We start from the raw sequence: 15,798 nt of genomic DNA on the forward strand, positions 1-15,798 counted from the left end.
ATGTGCGGACGGGATAAGTGCTGAAAGCATCTAAGCATGAAGCCCCCCTCAAGATGAGATTTCCCATTCCGCAAGGAAGTAAGATCCCTGAAAGATGATCAGGTTGATAGGTCTGAGGTGGAAGTGTGGCGACACATGGAGCTGACAGATACTAATCGATCGAGGACTTAACCTAATGTCTAATGATGTCACACCTGTTATCTAGTTTTGAGAGAACACTCTCAATTGTTTGGTGGCGATAGCGAAGAGGTCACACCCGTTCCCATGCCGAACACGGAAGTTAAGCTCTTCAGCGCCGATGGTAGTCGGGGGTTTCCCCCTGTGAGAGTAGGACGCCGCCAAGCAAGGGTAAAACCCAGCTCATTGAGCTGGGTTTTTTGTTTATATATATTGTTGCAGAAATTTCAAAACGTATTTGGGAAATTTGTTTTCCGTTACCATTAAAAACTGTTGAATCAACACGTAATCATCACTGACATGCTGCGTTAACAGCTCATACCACCATTCTGTCTCATACCTCGCAATCATTCCTATGTTGTACAAAATTAAATAATGGATTGTTATTTCCGGAAGTTTAAGAAACTGATCTCGTTTAGAAGGAATATAATATTGTCTTTTGTCCAAATCAAATAATAGGCTGATTGACGTCCATGGATTTATGTCTTGCCGCGAAAGATGGAACAGCAGGTCATCTTTATCTTTCTTCAAAAAGGTCCATTTAAAATGATGAGACATATATTCAACAAATCGTGAATCGGACATCTTATAATCAATCACGATATCCTCTGGTATAGAAACCATGTCTTTTTCCTTCTCAACCTTTGTAATAAAGCATTCCTTTTTCTGAAATTGAAAAATATCACTTAATTCTGGGATAGCGGCTAATAACTTTTTCATAGTATACCGTTCATCTTCTATACCTGATTGACCAAATAAGTGTTTCATGAAGTGCATACATAAACCGTTGCGTTGTATTTTCACTTCATCATCGCTAAAACAATAATTTTGCTTCTTTCTTTTACGCGCTGTGACGCCATGTGCGAGAACGGATGTATGGCTTGGGTAGTGAGGATCCTGTGTGATGAGACATGCTTTGATCAGCTGTGACATCCCGTAGAATAAAAGAATGGGTTTAATTTCTAAAGGCGAGCAAGAGGCTTGCTTATAAAATGATTCAGCATGCTTCAAGAAGAAAATAAACCGCTCGCTGTTTTTAAAAGAGTTCTGTTTCGCCTCATCTGCACCATTTAAGACATAGACTTTTTCTAGAAATTTCTGGGTTGATTCTACGGAGTAAAATAGCGCTAAGTCTTTCCAATCATGATATGTCATATGTATTTCTAATTCCTTTCCGTTATCTAAATATTTCAACTCTTTTTCGGTTCCTTGACATGCTCTTGGCTTGTTGATAATCTACATATAATATTTTGCCGAAAAGAGGGGGATTTACTAATGTGGGAAAGTAAATTTTCAAAAGAAGGCTTAACGTTCGACGATGTGCTGCTTGTACCAGCTAAGTCAGAGGTACTTCCGCGTGATGTGGATTTATCTGTTGAACTAACAAAGACGTTAAAGCTGAATATTCCTGTCATCAGCGCAGGTATGGACACTGTAACAGAATCAGCAATGGCGATTGCAATGGCTAGACAGGGCGGCTTGGGCATAATTCATAAAAATATGTCGATCGAGCAGCAGGCTGAACAAGTTGATAAAGTAAAACGCTCTGAACGAGGCGTTATTACAAATCCCTTCTTTTTAACTCCTGATCACCAAGTTTTTGATGCGGAGCATTTGATGGGGAAATACAGAATTTCCGGTGTTCCGATTGTAGATAACAAAGAAGACCAAAAGCTTGTCGGTATTATCACTAACCGCGACCTTCGTTTTATTTCTGATTACTCAATGAAAATCAGCGATGTCATGACAAAAGAAGAACTTGTCACTGCACCGGTTGGAACGACTTTAGACGAAGCTGAAAAGATTTTGCAGAAACATAAAATTGAAAAGCTTCCACTCGTTGATGATCAAAATAAATTAAAAGGTCTTATCACGATTAAAGACATTGAAAAAGTTATCGAGTTCCCTAACTCATCTAAAGACATTCACGGACGTTTGATCGTTGGCGCGGCAGTTGGTGTAACTGGCGACACGATGACACGCGTGAAAAAGCTTGTAGAAGCCAATGTGGATGTCATTGTTATCGATACAGCACACGGGCATTCTCAAGGCGTGTTAAACACAGTGACAAAAATCCGTGAAACGTATCCTGATTTAAATATTATCGCTGGAAACGTAGCAACAGCTGAAGCGACAAAAGCACTCTACGAAGCTGGTGCTGATGTTGTCAAAGTAGGAATCGGACCTGGTTCAATTTGTACTACTCGTGTGGTAGCAGGTGTTGGTGTGCCTCAAATCACAGCGATTTATGACTGTGCGACTGAAGCAAGAAAACATGGCAAAACAATTATCGCAGACGGCGGAATTAAATTCTCAGGGGATATTGCAAAAGCATTGGCAGCCGGCGGACATGCTGTTATGCTTGGAAGCTTGCTGGCAGGTACGTCAGAAAGCCCTGGTGAAACTGAAATCTACCAAGGCAGAAGATTCAAAGTATACCGCGGTATGGGATCTGTGGCTGCAATGGAAAAAGGAAGTAAAGACCGTTACTTCCAAGAAGAAAATAAAAAATTCGTTCCAGAAGGCATTGAAGGACGCACACCTTACAAGGGACCGGTTGAAGAAACAGTTTATCAGCTAGTCGGCGGTCTTCGTTCTGGTATGGGATATTGCGGATCTAAAGATCTTCGCGCTTTAAGAGAAGAAGCTCAGTTCATTCGTATGACTGGTGCAGGCCTTCGTGAAAGCCATCCGCATGATGTACAGATTACAAAAGAATCACCGAACTATACAATTTCATAAATAAATTGTTACAAATTAAAAACATTTGACAGGGTCTCTGACTCTGTCTATTTTTTTTATACCGATTATGATAAAATTTATACTGTTGTGCATTGAAAATGTCCTTAACGGCTTAATTATAGATGAAGAAAAATGAAATACGGAGGTCGTACGATTGAACATCAAGAAATGTAAACAGCTATTGATGTCATTGGTTGTTTTAACACTGGCCGTAACTTGCCTGACTCCAATGTCAAAAGCAAAGGCTGCCAGCGATCCAATTGATATCAACGCATCAGCTGCCATTATGATCGAAGCTTCTTCAGGTAAAATTCTTTACAGCAAAAATGCAGAGAAAAGACTGCCAATTGCAAGTATGACAAAGATGATGACAGAGTATCTGTTATTAGAAGCAATTGATGAAGGCAAAGTAAAATGGGATCAAACCTATACGCCTGATGACTATGTGTATGAGATTTCCCAAGATAACAGTTTATCAAACGTTCCTCTTCGGAAAGACGGAAAATACACAGTAAAAGAACTTTATCAAGCGACAGCAATCTATTCTGCAAATGCGGCTGCGATTGCCATTGCAGAAGTTATTGCAGGCTCTGAAACAAAGTTCGTTGAAAAAATGAATGCAAAAGCAAAAGAACTGGGATTAACAAATTACAAATTTGTTAATGCAACAGGTCTTGAAAACAAAGATCTTCATGGCAAGCAGCCTGAAGGGACAAGCGTAGATGAAGAAAGTGAAGTTTCTGCTAAGGACATGGCTATTCTTGCAGATCACCTGATTACTGACTACCCTGAGATTTTAGAAACTTCCAGCATCTCAAAAATGAAGTTCAGAAAAGGCACAGATGATGAAATGGACATGCCGAACTGGAACTTTATGCTGAAGGGTCTTGTCAGCGAGTACAAAGGTGCAACTGTAGATGGACTGAAAACAGGTTCTACTGACTCTGCGGGTTCATGTTTTACAGGAACAGCTGAAAGAAACGGAATGCGTGTCATCACTGTGGTGTTAAACGCAAAAGGCAACATTCACACTGGCCGTTTCGATGAAACGAAAAAAATGTTTGATTATGCTTTCAACAATTTCTCTATGAAAGAAATTTATGCTGAAGGCGATCAGGTAAAAGGCCATAAAACCATTTCTGTAGATAAAGGTAAAGAGAAAGAAGTAGGCATTGTCACAAGCAAGGCATTTTCTCTTCCTGTCAAAAATGGTGAAGAAAAGAATTACAAAGCAAAAGTTACTTTAAACAAAGACACTTTGACTGCCCCTGTGAAAAAAGGGACGAAGGTTGGGAAACTGACTGCGGAATATACAGGTGATGAAAAGGACTATGGATTCCTTAACAGCAGCCTGGCAGGTGTAGACCTTGTGACGAAAGAAAATGTAGATAAAGCAAACTGGTTTGTTTTAACAATGCGCAGCATCGGCGGATTCTTCGCTGGTATCTGGGGAAGCATTGTTGATACAGTAACTGGCTGGTTTTAATGAATTGAAAGAGCTCTGATTGATGTTAGGGCTCTTTCGCTTAATATACTGAAAAAACCCAATTTTTAATAAAAAATGATTTTCAAAGCCCTAAAAACCGAATAAAATAAGTTATATCCATATGAATTATTGGATTTCTAGGATACAATAAGAAATAGAAATCATATACTATACCTTGATTAGGGGGACCAAGAAATGGCTCAAACAGGTACTGAACGTGTAAAACGCGGAATGGCAGAAATGCAAAAAGGCGGCGTCATCATGGACGTCATCAATGCGGAACAAGCGAAAATTGCTGAAGAGGCTGGAGCTGTCGCTGTAATGGCGCTAGAACGTGTACCAGCTGATATTCGTGCGGCTGGAGGAGTTGCCCGTATGGCAGACCCTACAATCGTGGAAGAAGTAATGAATGCTGTATCCATCCCTGTAATGGCAAAAGCGCGTATCGGACATATTGTTGAAGCGCGTGTGCTTGAAGCTATGGGTGTTGACTATATTGATGAAAGTGAAGTTCTGACTCCGGCTGACGAAGAATTTCATTTGAATAAAAATGAATATACAGTACCTTTCGTGTGCGGCTGCCGTGACCTCGGCGAAGCAACACGCCGTATTGCTGAAGGCGCTTCTATGCTTCGTACAAAAGGTGAGCCTGGAACTGGTAATATCGTCGAAGCTGTTCGCCATATGCGCAAGGTAAATGCTCAAGTGCGCAAAGTAGTTGCAATGAGCGATGACGAGCTGATGACTGAAGCGAAAAATTTGGGAGCACCTTATGAGCTGCTTCAACAAATTAAAAGAGACGGTAAACTTCCTGTCGTTAACTTTGCGGCTGGCGGCGTAGCAACTCCTGCTGATGCGGCACTTATGATGCAGCTTGGCGCTGACGGTGTATTTGTTGGTTCTGGTATCTTCAAATCAGACAATCCTGCAAAATTCGCAAAAGCAATTGTGGAAGCGACAACTCACTTCACTGATTATAAATTGATTGCAGAGCTTTCAAAAGAGCTTGGAACTGCAATGAAAGGGATCGAAATCTCAAATTTACTTCCAGAACAGCGTATGCAAGAACGCGGCTGGTAAGAATATAGGAGAGCTGCGACATGTTAACAATAGGTGTACTAGGACTTCAAGGAGCAGTAAGAGAGCATATCCATGCAATTGAAGCATGCGGTGCAGCTGGACTTGTTATTAAACGCCCAGAGCAGCTAAACGAAATCGATGGTTTAATTTTGCCAGGCGGAGAAAGCACGACAATGCGCCGTTTAATTGATACGTATCAATTCATGGAGCCATTGCGTGAGTTTGCTGCTCAGGGAAAACCGATGTTTGGGACATGTGCCGGTTTAATTATTTTAGCAAAGGAAATTGCCGGTTCAGACAACGCTCATTTAGGTTTGCTGAATGTAGTTGTTGAACGGAATTCGTTTGGCCGGCAGGTTGACAGCTTTGAAGCTGATTTAACAATTAAAGGGCTGGACGAACCTTTCACTGGTGTATTCATCCGTGCGCCGCATATCTTGGAAGTCGGTGAAAATGTTGAAGTGCTTTCTGAGCATAACGGACGCATTGTTGCTGCTAAACAGGGTAATTTCTTGGGCTGTTCGTTCCATCCGGAACTGACAGAGGATCATCGAGTGACAAAGCTGTTCGTTCAAATGGTCGAGGAATACAAGCAGAAAGCCCTTGTATAAAACAGTTGAAAGCTGTGGAAACTTATAGTACATTATAAACACAAATAAAGATCGAAAAGCGTTGATAGGAACTAGTAGGAAGCCTCTCTTTCTAAGAGAGCCGATGGTTGGTGCGAATCGGTGAAAGATGCTGTCTGAATCCATCCTTGAGCGAAATGCTGAATGAAGTAGGCATTTACGGGATAACCGTTATGTGTGAAAGCGGAAAACAAGTCTAGGCTTGTTTTCAATCAGGGTGGCAACGCGAGAGCTCTCGTCCCTTTCATGGGGATGAGGGCTCTTTTTATTTTCGATAATTCAATGAATTTAATGAAAAAAGGAGTGTTTCGCATGCTTGATACGAAAATGCTGAGATCAAATTTCCAAGAAATTAAAGCAAAGCTTGTACACAAAGGCGAAGACTTAACAGATTTTGATAAGTTCGAGGAGCTTGATGATAAAAGAAGAGAGCTTATCGGAAAAGTAGAAGAGCTAAAGGGAAAACGGAATGAAGTATCCCAGCAGGTAGCCGCTTTGAAACGCGAGAAAAAAGACGCGGATCACATCATTAAAGAAATGCGTGAAGTCGGCGAGGAAATTAAAAAACTTGATGAAGAATTAAGAACAGTGGAATCTGCGCTTGAGACCATTCTTCTTTCAATCCCGAATATTCCGCACGAATCAGCGCCAGTCGGTGAAACGGAAGATGATAACGTAGAAATTCGAAAATGGGGCGAAACACCTTCATTTGCATACGAGCCAAAACCGCATTGGGATATTGCTGATGAGCTTGGCATTCTTGATTTTGAACGTGCAGCGAAGGTAACAGGAAGCCGCTTCGTGTTTTATAAAGGCTTAGGTGCTCGTTTGGAGCGTGCGCTTTATAACTTTATGCTTGACCTTCATGTGGATGAGTATAACTATACTGAGGTCATCCCGCCTTATATGGTAAACCGCGCAAGCATGACGGGAACAGGACAGCTTCCAAAGTTCGAAGAGGATGCGTTTAAGATCAGAGAAGAGGATTACTTCTTGATTCCGACTGCTGAAGTGCCGATCACAAATATGCACCGGGATGAAATTCTGTCAGGCGACAGCCTGCCGATTAATTATGCGGCATTCAGTGCCTGCTTCCGCTCAGAAGCTGGTTCAGCAGGGCGCGATACACGCGGGTTAATCCGTCAGCACCAGTTTAATAAAGTGGAGCTTGTGAAGTTTGTAAAGCCGGAAGATTCTTATGATGAGTTAGAAAAACTAACAAACCAGGCTGAGCGTGTGCTCCAGCTGTTGGAACTTCCATACCGTGTAATGAGCATGTGTACGGGTGATTTAGGATTTACGGCTGCGAAAAAATACGATATAGAAGTTTGGATTCCGAGCCAAGACACATATCGTGAAATTTCTTCTTGCAGCAACTTCGAAGCGTTCCAAGCCAGACGTGCGAACATTCGTTTCAGACGTGAAGCGAAAGGCAAACCAGAGCATGTACACACATTGAACGGCTCAGGTTTGGCAGTCGGAAGAACAGTTGCCGCTATTTTAGAAAATTATCAGCAGGAAGACGGAAGCGTCATTATACCAAAAGTGCTTCGTCCTTATATGGGAAATAGAGAAGTCATCAAAGCGTAATGCGAAAAAGGTGTGCCTGATAAGGTACGCCTTTTCGCTATTTGAATTAAACACTTTCATAAAAACAAAAAAAGTTTTTAAAAATGCTTGACCATCATAAAACATTCATGATATAGTAAGTCTTGTCGATACGGAGGAATACCCAAGTCCGGCTGAAGGGATCGGTCTTGAAAACCGACAGGGGTGTCAAAGCCCGCGGGGGTTCGAATCCCTCTTCCTCCGCCATATTGATTTTAATTCTAATGAAACTCAAGCATATATTGGAGATTGTTTTGTCCGTTGCATCGTTCGCAACGGATTTTTTAATATCATAAAAAAGTGAATCTCAGGTCATGAGATTCACTTTTTTTTCGTTTCATGAATGACAGTTGCGATTTGATCAACAATGTTCTCGATAGAACTTTCATCATTCTTCAAGTCATAATCTTCAATACGGATTTTCAGGACAGGGCAAGCGTTAAAACCGCTGATCCAGTTTTCGTAACGCGTGTGCATTTCTTCCCAATAAGACCGATCTGTTTGAAGCTCCATTTCACGTCCGCGTTCTTCAATCCGGGCTAATATGTTGTCCAGATCACCTTCTAAATAGATCAGCACATCAGGATGCGGGAAATACGGTGTCATCACCATTGCTTCAAACAAGCTTGTATAGGTTTTATAATCAGTCTTTGACATCGTCCCTTTGTCAGCGTGCATTTTTGCGAAAATCCCAGTATCCTCATAAATAGAACGATCCTGTACAAACCCTCCGCCGGCTTCAAAAATATTTTTCTGTTCTTTGAATCGTTCAGCTAAGAAGTAGATTTGCAGATGGAAGCTCCAGCGTTCAAAATCATGATAGAATTTTTCTAAGTATGGGTTATGATCGACTTCCTCAAGAGAGGTTCTAAAGCCAAGCCGTTTAGCCAATGCTCTTGTCAAAGTAGATTTTCCGACACCTACTGTTCCTGCTACTGTAATGATTGAATTTTCAGGGATATGATGTTCCTTCATTTTATAAGCTCCTTTACATGGGCGGCAATACGTTCAAAATCGCTCTTATTCAAAACGAAATCCTCTGAATCGCCATCTATTGTTAACACCGTAAGATCTGGGTCTGCTTCCTGCAGCTGCTTAATGGCGATGTCATAATCTGCGATCAGCTGCTCCAAATAGCTTGTTTCAATTTTTTTCTCAAAGGGACGCCCGCGTTTTTCAATGCGGTGTAACAATGTGGGCAGACTTGCCTTTATGTAAATGATGAAATTTGGCTTTGGAAGATCATCGGTAAGAAGATGAAAAATCTTTCTATATTTGTTGAGCTGCTGTTCAGACAGCGTTCGTTCCGCAAAAATCACATTTTTATAAATGTGGTAATCAGCTATTACAGGCTGTCCTTCATTTAAAAAGTGATGGCTGGTATCCTCAAGCTGTTTGTACCTGTGACAAAGAAAAAACATCTCAAGCTGGAAGCTCCATTCCTCAATGTTGTCATAAAACTTATCAAGGTATGGATTATCCTCAACAATCTCACTGATCATAGGGAATCCAAGCTCTTGTGAAAGCATCGTCGCGAGCGTTGTTTTTCCTGCCCCGATAGGACCTTCAACTGCGATAAAAGGGGCTGTATTCATTGGAATCCTCCTTATTTCTAAAAAACGTCCGTCAATTGCTGACCTTCATATTGTATCACAACCCTTGGATTCCCCTATGAAAAAAAGACGTTTCCAAATTAACGGAACGTCTTTTTGACAACTTGAAATTGATCAGAAAGCAGCAGCCAGTTTTGAGGAAAGGAAAGCCCCAGCTTCCAGTAGCTGATCCCTCTTAAATGAAGCTCTTTAATCAGATTGAATTTGGCCTGAATCGAACGGGCGTCTTCAAACCATACCTCGTGCCTTTTGTTTTCTGCATCAGTATAGCGGAAGAAGGGGGCTTGAGCGGTTTGGTCATACTGGATGTCGGCATTGTTTTGATCGGCTATGACAATGGCTTGCTGAGGGCTTATTGCTCTTGCCGGAGTTCCGCCAGCTGTAAATGGCAGCGTCCAATCATACCCATATAAATTCTGCCCCATGACAATTTTATTCGCAGGCATTTCTGTCAAAGCATATTCGATGACATCCCGAACAGGACCAATTGGAGAAACAGCTTGAGGAGGTCCGCCGCTGTAGCCCCATTCATAAGTCATGAGGACAACAAAGTCGACAATTTGGCCATGTGCTCTGTAATCATGGGCTTCGTACCATCTGCCCTGCTGTGTTGCGCTTGTTTTAGGGGCAAGCGCCGTAGAAATTTCTAAGCCTTCTTGATGAAAAAGATCCCTTGCCTCGCGGAGAAATTGATTATATGCCTCTCTATCCTGGGGCCGTAAGTATTCAAAGTCAAAATGAATAGCACGGAAACCATATCTTCTGGCGTTCTCGACTATTTCATTCAAAAGTCTTCTTTTCACAGTATCGTCGTTCAAAAGGATCCGGCCGAGCTCATCGCTGAATGCCTGGTTTTCTAGGTTCGTTATAATCATCATCAGTGTCGTGCCTTGATTCTCTGCAATGCTTCTTAAATTCGTTAAAGGCGGTGCGACTAAGGTTCCATCACGCTGTGCCTGGAAACTGAAAGCCCCAAGGTACGTTAAGTAGGGCGATGCTTCTCTGGCCGCCTGCTGGAGATTTTCGCTGACTTGATTTCCGCGTGGCTCCAAATAAGCGCTTGATTCAATGTCTCTTTTTGGAACTGGAGGAATGTATAAACGGAAACCAATCTGCAGTACGGTATTTAACTGGATGCGGTTCACCCTGGCAAGCTCAGCTGCTGTTGTATTAAATCGCTGTGCGATGGATGTCAGGGTATCACCTTGTTGAACATCATAAAACTGGCCAGCTATTGGAATGACAATGGTTTGTCCGACAACAAGGCTGTCGGGATTCGGTATTTCATTCGTTTCTGTGATTTCATTTACAGTTGTTCTGTATTGTGAAGCGATAGCAGAAAGAGTGTCGCCTTGTTTCACCACATAAATTTGAATGAAAAACGCCTCCTTTCATATCGCTACAATGTATGAAAGGAAAGCGCTAATCATGTTTGTTTTTCTGTAATTTGTTCTTCCGTTGTAATTTCTGCGAAAAGAACATTTTCCATCATGGTTAGAGCGAATTCATTGTCCTGATCGCTGTTAGAAGCAATGCAATCCTTGGGTATTGTAATGCTGTATTCTCTCATGTAAGCATCATTAGCGGTAAACAGCACGCATATATTTCCCGCTATCCCTGTTAAGACAATGCGTTTCACCTGTAATTCAGTCAGGAGGGTATGGAGGGCTGTTTCATAAAAAGCGGAGTGTTTCGGCTTGATTAAAAAATAGTCATTATCCTCGGGCGATATCTTTTTGATAATGGCCTTGCTTTTCTCGTTTTCACATTCTTGCTGGATATTTTGGATATCCGCTTGCCAAAGCCCGTAATGATCATTAATGTATATAATCGGCCAGTCATTTTGTCTTGCGTGCTTTTTTAATGATAAAATGTGAGGAACGATTTTTTCTGTTTTGTTGGCAAGACTTTCTCCCATATCAAATTCAAAATTATTGATCATGTCTACAATGAGAAGAGCTGTGTCTGCTTTAGACATCGACAGTCTCCTTTCTGTTTAAGTTATAGTTAATATGTAGCCTTTTTAGGTAAGGAAAAAACTTTGAAAAGAGAGCTAATCTGATGAATCAAGATGAACTTTATATGAAAGAAGCAATAAAAGAAGCGAAAAAAGCTGAAGCGAAAGGCGAGGTTCCGATCGGGGCCGTGCTTGTTGTGAATGATAAAATCGTGGCACGCGCGCATAATTTAAGAGAAACAGAGCAGCGGTCTATCGCTCATGCGGAAATGCTTGTGATTGATGAAGCGTGCAAGTCACTTGGAACATGGAGACTGGAAGGCGCAACACTTTACGTTACCCTTGAGCCTTGTCCGATGTGTGCCGGAGCCGTCGTGCTTTCACGCGTGGAGAAAGTGGTGTTTGGCGCATTTGATCCAAAAGGAGGCTGTTCAGGCACGTTAATGAACCTTCTTCAGGAAGAACGCTTTAATCATCAGGCTGAAGTGGTGAGCGGTGTGCTAGAGGAAGAATGCGGAGGAATGCTCAGTGCGTTTTTCAGAGATCTGAGAAAAAAGAAGAAAGCTTCTAGGAAAAACTTGTCTGAGTAGTAAGGTTGCAATTTTTAGGGGGAAACGATATACTTATGTGTGCATCGTCATAGATGCGACATAAAATTTGATATTTATTTTGCCGTGCTAAGCGGGGAGGTAGCGGTGCCCTGTACCCGCAATCCGCTCTAGCGGGGCCGAATCCCTTCTCGAGGTTCGTTTACTTTAAGGTCTGCCTTAAGTAAGTGGTGTTGACGTTTGGGTCCTGCGCAATGGGAATTCATGAACCATGTCAGGTCCGGAAGGAAGCAGCATTAAGTGAAACCTCTCATGTGCCGCAGGGTTGCCTGGGCCGAGCTAACTGCTTAAGTAACGCTTAGGGTAGCGAATCGACAGAAGGTGCACGGTAAATCAATCATCAAATTTTCAAACTCACCTAATATTAGGTGAGTTTTTTGTTATGTAAAAGAGTTTTTGGAATCGATACACGGTTCATGTATAATGGGAATGATGAATAACGGAGGAGGGCGCACCCGTGAGTTACCAAGCTTTATATCGAGTATTCAGGCCTCAGCGCTTTGAAGATGTGGTCGGACAAGAGCACATTACAAAAACGCTTCAAAATGCCCTTTTGCAAAAGAAATTTTCTCATGCTTATCTGTTTTCCGGGCCAAGGGGTACGGGAAAAACCAGTGCGGCCAAAATATTTGCCAAAGCTGTCAACTGTGAACACGCTCCTGTTGATGAGCCATGTAACGAATGTGCAGCCTGTAAAGGGATAACAAACGGGTCCATATCCGATGTCATAGAAATTGACGCCGCTTCTAACAACGGTGTTGATGAAATTCGTGACATCCGCGACAAAGTGAAGTTTGCCCCATCGGCCGTCACATATAAGGTATATATCATAGATGAGGTGCATATGCTTTCTATCGGCGCCTTTAATGCGTTATTAAAAACATTAGAAGAGCCGCCTGAGCATTGTATTTTCATTTTAGCAACAACAGAACCGCACAAAATTCCTTTAACCATTATCTCCAGATGTCAGCGTTTTGACTTCAAGCGAATTACATCCCAAGCAATTGTCGGACGTATGAACAAAATAGTTGAAGCTGAAGAGCTGCAGGTTGAAGAAGGGGCGCTCGACATTATTGCGAGTGCTGCAGATGGCGGTATGAGGGATGCTTTGAGCCTTCTTGATCAGGCAGTCTCATTCAGCGGCGACGAGCTAAAAGTTGATGATGCACTTCTGATTACCGGAGCAGTTTCTCAATTATATATAGGTAAGCTTGCGCAATCTCTGCATGAAAAACATGTTTCTGAAGCTTTGGAAACATTGAATGAGCTGCTTCAGCAAGGGAAAGACCCGGCGAAGCTGATAGAGGATATGATTTTCTATTTCAGGGACATGCTGCTGTTCAAAACAGCTCCTGGCTTAGAGGGTGTACTGGAAAAAGTAAAAGTCGATGAAACGTTCCGTGAATTGAGTGAACAAATTCCGACCCAGGCGATATATGAAATGATTGATATCCTGAACAAGAGCCACCAGGAAATGAAATGGACGAACCATCCCCGTATCTTCTTTGAAGTGGCTGTGGTGAAGATTTGCCAAACGTCTCATCAACCAGCTGCTGCAGACCTGCCTGAAGTTGATATGCTGATGAAAAAGATCCAGCAGCTTGAGCAAGAAGTAGAACGGCTCAAAACAACCGGCGTAAAAGCAGCGGCGGAAAGTCCGAAAAAAGAGACGCCGCGTGCGCCAAAAGGCGGGAAATCCAATTACAAAGCGCCGGTAGGCAGAATTCATGAAATTTTGAAGGAAGCAACGAGAACGGACCTTGATCAGCTCAGAAGCAGCTGGGGCAAGCTTCTGGCTCACCTGAAACAGCAAAACAAAGTATCGCATGCTGCACTGCTGAATGACAGTGAACCTGTGGCTGCAGCTTCTTCGGCATTTGTACTGAAATTCAAATATGAAATACATTGTAAAATGGTCGCCGAGGATAACAACGGTGTCCGGACTAATCTTGAACAGATTTTAGAATCTATGCTCGGAAAAAGAATGGATTTGATTGGCGTTCCAGAAGCACAATGGGGTAAAATAAGAGAAGAATTTTTAGTAGATCATCAGCAGGAAAATGAAGGATCAAATGAGCCGGCTGAAGAAGACCCGCTTATTGCAGAAGCGAAAAAGCTTGTCGGAGCGGATTTAATTGAAATAAAAGACTAACAAAATGAAAGAGAGTGGATAATATGCGTGGCGGAATGGGAAATATGCAAAAAATGATGAAACAAATGCAAAAGATGCAAAAGGATATGGCAAAGGCTCAAGAAGAGCTTGCAGAACAGGTAGTTGAAGGAACTGCAGGCGGCGGTATGGTAACAGTTAAAGCAAACGGCCAAAAAGAAATTCTGGATGTCATCATTAAAGAAGATGTAGTTGACCCGGAAGATATCGAAATGCTCCAAGATTTAGTGCTTGCTGCAACGAATGAAGCCTTGAAAAAAGTTGACGAGATCACAAACGAAACAATGGGTCAATTTACAAAAGGAATGAACATGCCAGGTTTGTTCTAGGGGGATAAAAGAAAATGCAATATCCTGAACCAATATCAAAGCTGATCGACAGCTTTATGAAATTGCCAGGGATCGGGCCGAAAACAGCGGTCCGTCTGGCTTTTTTTGTTCTAGGTATGAAAGAAGATGTGGTATTAGATTTTGCGAAAGCGTTGGTAAATGCGAAACGCAATCTGACATATTGCTCAGTTTGCGGGCATATTACAGATCAAGACCCTTGTTATATATGTGAAGATTCACGAAGGGATAAGTCCATTATCTGTGTTGTGCAAGACCCTAAGGATGTTATTGCTATGGAGAAAATGAAAGAATACAACGGCCAGTATCATGTTCTCCACGGCGCCATTTCTCCAATGGACGGCATCGGACCAGAGGATATAAAAATACCAGAATTGTTAAAACGATTACAGGATGATCAAGTGATAGAAGTGATTCTCGCAACAAACCCTAATATAGAAGGGGAAGCAACAGCGATGTATATATCAAGGCTCTTGAAGCCATCTGGTATTAAGCTCTCCCGTATTGCCCACGGACTGCCCGTCGGCGGTGACTTGGAATATGCTGATGAGGTCACTCTTTCTAAGGCACTTGAAGGAAGACGTGAATTGTAAGGGAGGAAAAAGCGATCCATGGGTTTTCTTCGCAAGAAAACATTGAGAAGAGAGTTTGATGAAAAACTAATTGAGCAGCTTTTTAAGCAAAAGGAAGAGTGGAACAGGCAAAAGAAGCTGGTTGAAAAAAGCCTTGAACCATCAGCTGAGGTTTTATGCGAGCTGAAGGTAGCTGAAGCAAAGTATTTTTTTTACTTGAGGGAAGCGAAACAGCGCAATTTGAAAATCAGCAGGTGGAAGTAAGTGGTCTAAACTCCTGGATCTTCTCATAAGCTTGTACTAGAACAAGTGAAGGGGATGAGAAGATTCATGGAGCCTATTTTTATTATAGGGATTATTTTAGGACTGGTTATTCTTCTGTTTTTATCAGGTTCGCCTGCGAAGCCTTTAAAGTGGATTGGTATAACTGCTGTTAAATGTGTAGCGGGTGCTTTGTTGCTGGTATGTGTGAACATGTTCGGAGGCAGCCTCGGCATCCATGTGCCGATTAACATTGTCACAACAGCCATAAGCGGAATCTTGGGCATACCGGGAATAGCAGCATTAGTAGTAATTAAGCATTTTATTATTTAATTCATGTTATATGTTGACTTTAAGACGTAAGGGTGTTATTCTAATATACGTCGCTGATGACGGATAAGCTTTTTAAAGAAAATACAAAAAAGTTGTTGACGGAAACGGCGTAAAATGTTATGATTATAAAGTCGCTTAAAGAGCGGCAATAAAGTTCTTTGAAAACTAAACAAGACAAAACGTACCTGTTAATTCAAGTTTTATTATAAAATCGC

General features: G+C 42.0%; 16 protein-coding genes, 1 tRNA gene, 2 rRNA genes, 1 other RNA gene and 1 other annotated feature. Of the genes, 15 read left to right on the top strand and 5 right to left on the bottom strand.

Annotated features, from left to right (window positions below; all coding sequences use genetic code 11):
* Positions 1-175 (top strand): 23S ribosomal RNA (locus AU387_RS02425); the annotation flags it as partial.
* A 53-nt stretch (positions 176-228) separates the two neighbouring features.
* Positions 229-344, top strand: a 5S ribosomal RNA gene (rrf, locus tag AU387_RS02430).
* Positions 345-381: 37 nt separating this feature from the next.
* Here the strand turns inward: rrf and AU387_RS02435 are convergent.
* Entirely contained in the window at positions 382-1,332 is a 951-nt protein-coding gene (locus tag AU387_RS02435; protein WP_059293412.1) for a YaaC family protein, read from the bottom strand.
* A 120-nt stretch (positions 1,333-1,452) separates the two neighbouring features.
* On the opposite strand from AU387_RS02435, the gene guaB reads away from it, so the two are divergent.
* The 6 genes from guaB to AU387_RS02465 all read left to right on the top strand — a co-directional run bounded on the left by guaB (position 1,453) and on the right by AU387_RS02465 (position 7,929).
* Entirely contained in the window at positions 1,453-2,919 is a 1,467-nt protein-coding gene (gene guaB / locus AU387_RS02440; RefSeq protein WP_044153635.1) for an IMP dehydrogenase, read from the top strand.
* 154 nt (positions 2,920-3,073) lie between these two features.
* Positions 3,074-4,405, top strand: a complete 1,332-nt coding sequence (dacA, locus tag AU387_RS02445; protein ID WP_024123588.1) for a D-alanyl-D-alanine carboxypeptidase — start codon at positions 3,074-3,076, stop codon at positions 4,403-4,405.
* A 195-nt stretch (positions 4,406-4,600) separates the two neighbouring features.
* The gene (gene pdxS / locus AU387_RS02450; RefSeq protein WP_024123589.1) at positions 4,601-5,485 is read left to right on the top strand and encodes a pyridoxal 5'-phosphate synthase lyase subunit PdxS; all 885 of its coding nucleotides are present in this window, start codon (positions 4,601-4,603) and stop codon (positions 5,483-5,485) included.
* A gap of 20 nt (positions 5,486-5,505) precedes the next feature.
* Complete coding sequence (pdxT, locus tag AU387_RS02455; protein WP_059334692.1) at positions 5,506-6,096, top strand: pyridoxal 5'-phosphate synthase glutaminase subunit PdxT; 591 nt, start codon at positions 5,506-5,508, stop codon at positions 6,094-6,096.
* Positions 6,097-6,148: 52 nt separating this feature from the next.
* Positions 6,149-6,360, top strand: a binding site (T-box leader).
* Positions 6,361-6,426: 66 nt separating this feature from the next.
* A complete protein-coding gene (serS, locus tag AU387_RS02460) occupies positions 6,427-7,704 on the top strand; it encodes a serine--tRNA ligase (protein WP_059334694.1) in 1,278 nt (425 codons plus the stop codon).
* A 132-nt stretch (positions 7,705-7,836) separates the two neighbouring features.
* A tRNA-Ser gene (locus tag AU387_RS02465) sits at positions 7,837-7,929 on the top strand.
* A 114-nt stretch (positions 7,930-8,043) separates the two neighbouring features.
* On the opposite strand, the gene dck is transcribed toward AU387_RS02465, so the two are convergent.
* From dck to AU387_RS02485, 4 genes are all read right to left on the bottom strand, one after another.
* On the bottom strand, positions 8,044-8,697 hold the full coding sequence (dck, locus tag AU387_RS02470; RefSeq protein ID WP_059334696.1) for a deoxyadenosine/deoxycytidine kinase: 654 nt from the start codon (positions 8,695-8,697) through the stop codon (positions 8,044-8,046).
* The gene (gene dgk / locus AU387_RS02475; RefSeq protein WP_044153628.1) at positions 8,694-9,317 is read right to left on the bottom strand and encodes a deoxyguanosine kinase; all 624 of its coding nucleotides are present in this window, start codon (positions 9,315-9,317) and stop codon (positions 8,694-8,696) included. Before dgk ends, dck begins: the two co-directional genes overlap by 4 nt.
* A gap of 98 nt (positions 9,318-9,415) precedes the next feature.
* The gene (locus AU387_RS02480) at positions 9,416-10,699 is read right to left on the bottom strand and encodes a LysM peptidoglycan-binding domain-containing protein (RefSeq protein ID WP_059334698.1); all 1,284 of its coding nucleotides are present in this window, start codon (positions 10,697-10,699) and stop codon (positions 9,416-9,418) included.
* 62 nt (positions 10,700-10,761) lie between these two features.
* On the bottom strand, positions 10,762-11,313 hold the full coding sequence (locus tag AU387_RS02485) for a cysteine hydrolase family protein (protein WP_059334700.1): 552 nt from the start codon (positions 11,311-11,313) through the stop codon (positions 10,762-10,764).
* Between the two features lie 83 nt (positions 11,314-11,396).
* Here AU387_RS02485 and tadA point away from each other — a divergent pair, with 83 nt between their 5' ends.
* The 7 genes from tadA (at position 11,397) to bofA (ending at position 15,583) form a co-directional block, all read left to right on the top strand.
* Positions 11,397-11,882: a tRNA adenosine(34) deaminase TadA gene (gene tadA / locus AU387_RS02490; protein WP_024123596.1), complete on the top strand. Its 486-nt coding sequence runs from the start codon at positions 11,397-11,399 to the stop codon at positions 11,880-11,882.
* An 82-nt stretch (positions 11,883-11,964) separates the two neighbouring features.
* An RNA gene (ffs, locus tag AU387_RS02495) (signal recognition particle sRNA large type) lies at positions 11,965-12,229 on the top strand.
* A gap of 128 nt (positions 12,230-12,357) precedes the next feature.
* On the top strand, positions 12,358-14,052 hold the full coding sequence (gene dnaX, locus AU387_RS02505) for a DNA polymerase III subunit gamma/tau (protein WP_044153622.1): 1,695 nt from the start codon (positions 12,358-12,360) through the stop codon (positions 14,050-14,052).
* 23 nt (positions 14,053-14,075) lie between these two features.
* Positions 14,076-14,399: a YbaB/EbfC family nucleoid-associated protein gene (locus AU387_RS02510; protein ID WP_014112282.1), complete on the top strand. Its 324-nt coding sequence runs from the start codon at positions 14,076-14,078 to the stop codon at positions 14,397-14,399.
* Positions 14,400-14,413: 14 nt separating this feature from the next.
* A complete protein-coding gene (recR, locus tag AU387_RS02515) occupies positions 14,414-15,010 on the top strand; it encodes a recombination protein RecR (protein ID WP_059334702.1) in 597 nt (198 codons plus the stop codon).
* Between the two features lie 18 nt (positions 15,011-15,028).
* Positions 15,029-15,253: a YaaL family protein gene (locus tag AU387_RS02520; protein WP_024123599.1), complete on the top strand. Its 225-nt coding sequence runs from the start codon at positions 15,029-15,031 to the stop codon at positions 15,251-15,253.
* A 66-nt stretch (positions 15,254-15,319) separates the two neighbouring features.
* Positions 15,320-15,583: a sigma-K factor-processing regulator BofA gene (bofA, locus tag AU387_RS02525; RefSeq protein ID WP_044153617.1), complete on the top strand. Its 264-nt coding sequence runs from the start codon at positions 15,320-15,322 to the stop codon at positions 15,581-15,583.
* The last annotated feature ends 215 nt before the right edge of the window (positions 15,584-15,798 follow it).

The organism is Bacillus halotolerans (genome assembly GCF_001517105.1).
In the GTDB taxonomy this organism is placed as follows: Bacteria; Bacillota; Bacilli; order Bacillales; family Bacillaceae; genus Bacillus; species Bacillus halotolerans.

Bases quoted from the DNA above. Each gene is read 5' to 3' on its own strand.
- AU387_RS02435 (WP_059293412.1), bottom strand. From the start codon at position 1,332: ATGACATATCATGATTGGAAAGACTTAGCGCTATTTTACTCCGTAGAA.
- guaB (WP_044153635.1), top strand. From the start codon at position 1,453: ATGTGGGAAAGTAAATTTTCAAAAGAAGGCTTAACGTTCGACGATGTG.
- pdxS (WP_024123589.1), top strand. From the start codon at position 4,601: ATGGCTCAAACAGGTACTGAACGTGTAAAACGCGGAATGGCAGAAATG.
- pdxT (WP_059334692.1), top strand. From the start codon at position 5,506: ATGTTAACAATAGGTGTACTAGGACTTCAAGGAGCAGTAAGAGAGCAT.
- serS (WP_059334694.1), top strand. From the start codon at position 6,427: ATGCTTGATACGAAAATGCTGAGATCAAATTTCCAAGAAATTAAAGCA.
- dck (WP_059334696.1), bottom strand. From the start codon at position 8,697: ATGAAGGAACATCATATCCCTGAAAATTCAATCATTACAGTAGCAGGA.
- dgk (WP_044153628.1), bottom strand. From the start codon at position 9,317: ATGAATACAGCCCCTTTTATCGCAGTTGAAGGTCCTATCGGGGCAGGA.
- AU387_RS02485 (WP_059334700.1), bottom strand. From the start codon at position 11,313: ATGTCTAAAGCAGACACAGCTCTTCTCATTGTAGACATGATCAATAAT.
- tadA (WP_024123596.1), top strand. From the start codon at position 11,397: ATGAATCAAGATGAACTTTATATGAAAGAAGCAATAAAAGAAGCGAAA.
- AU387_RS02510 (WP_014112282.1), top strand. From the start codon at position 14,076: ATGCGTGGCGGAATGGGAAATATGCAAAAAATGATGAAACAAATGCAA.
- recR (WP_059334702.1), top strand. From the start codon at position 14,414: ATGCAATATCCTGAACCAATATCAAAGCTGATCGACAGCTTTATGAAA.
- AU387_RS02520 (WP_024123599.1), top strand. From the start codon at position 15,029: ATGGGTTTTCTTCGCAAGAAAACATTGAGAAGAGAGTTTGATGAAAAA.
- bofA (WP_044153617.1), top strand. From the start codon at position 15,320: ATGGAGCCTATTTTTATTATAGGGATTATTTTAGGACTGGTTATTCTT.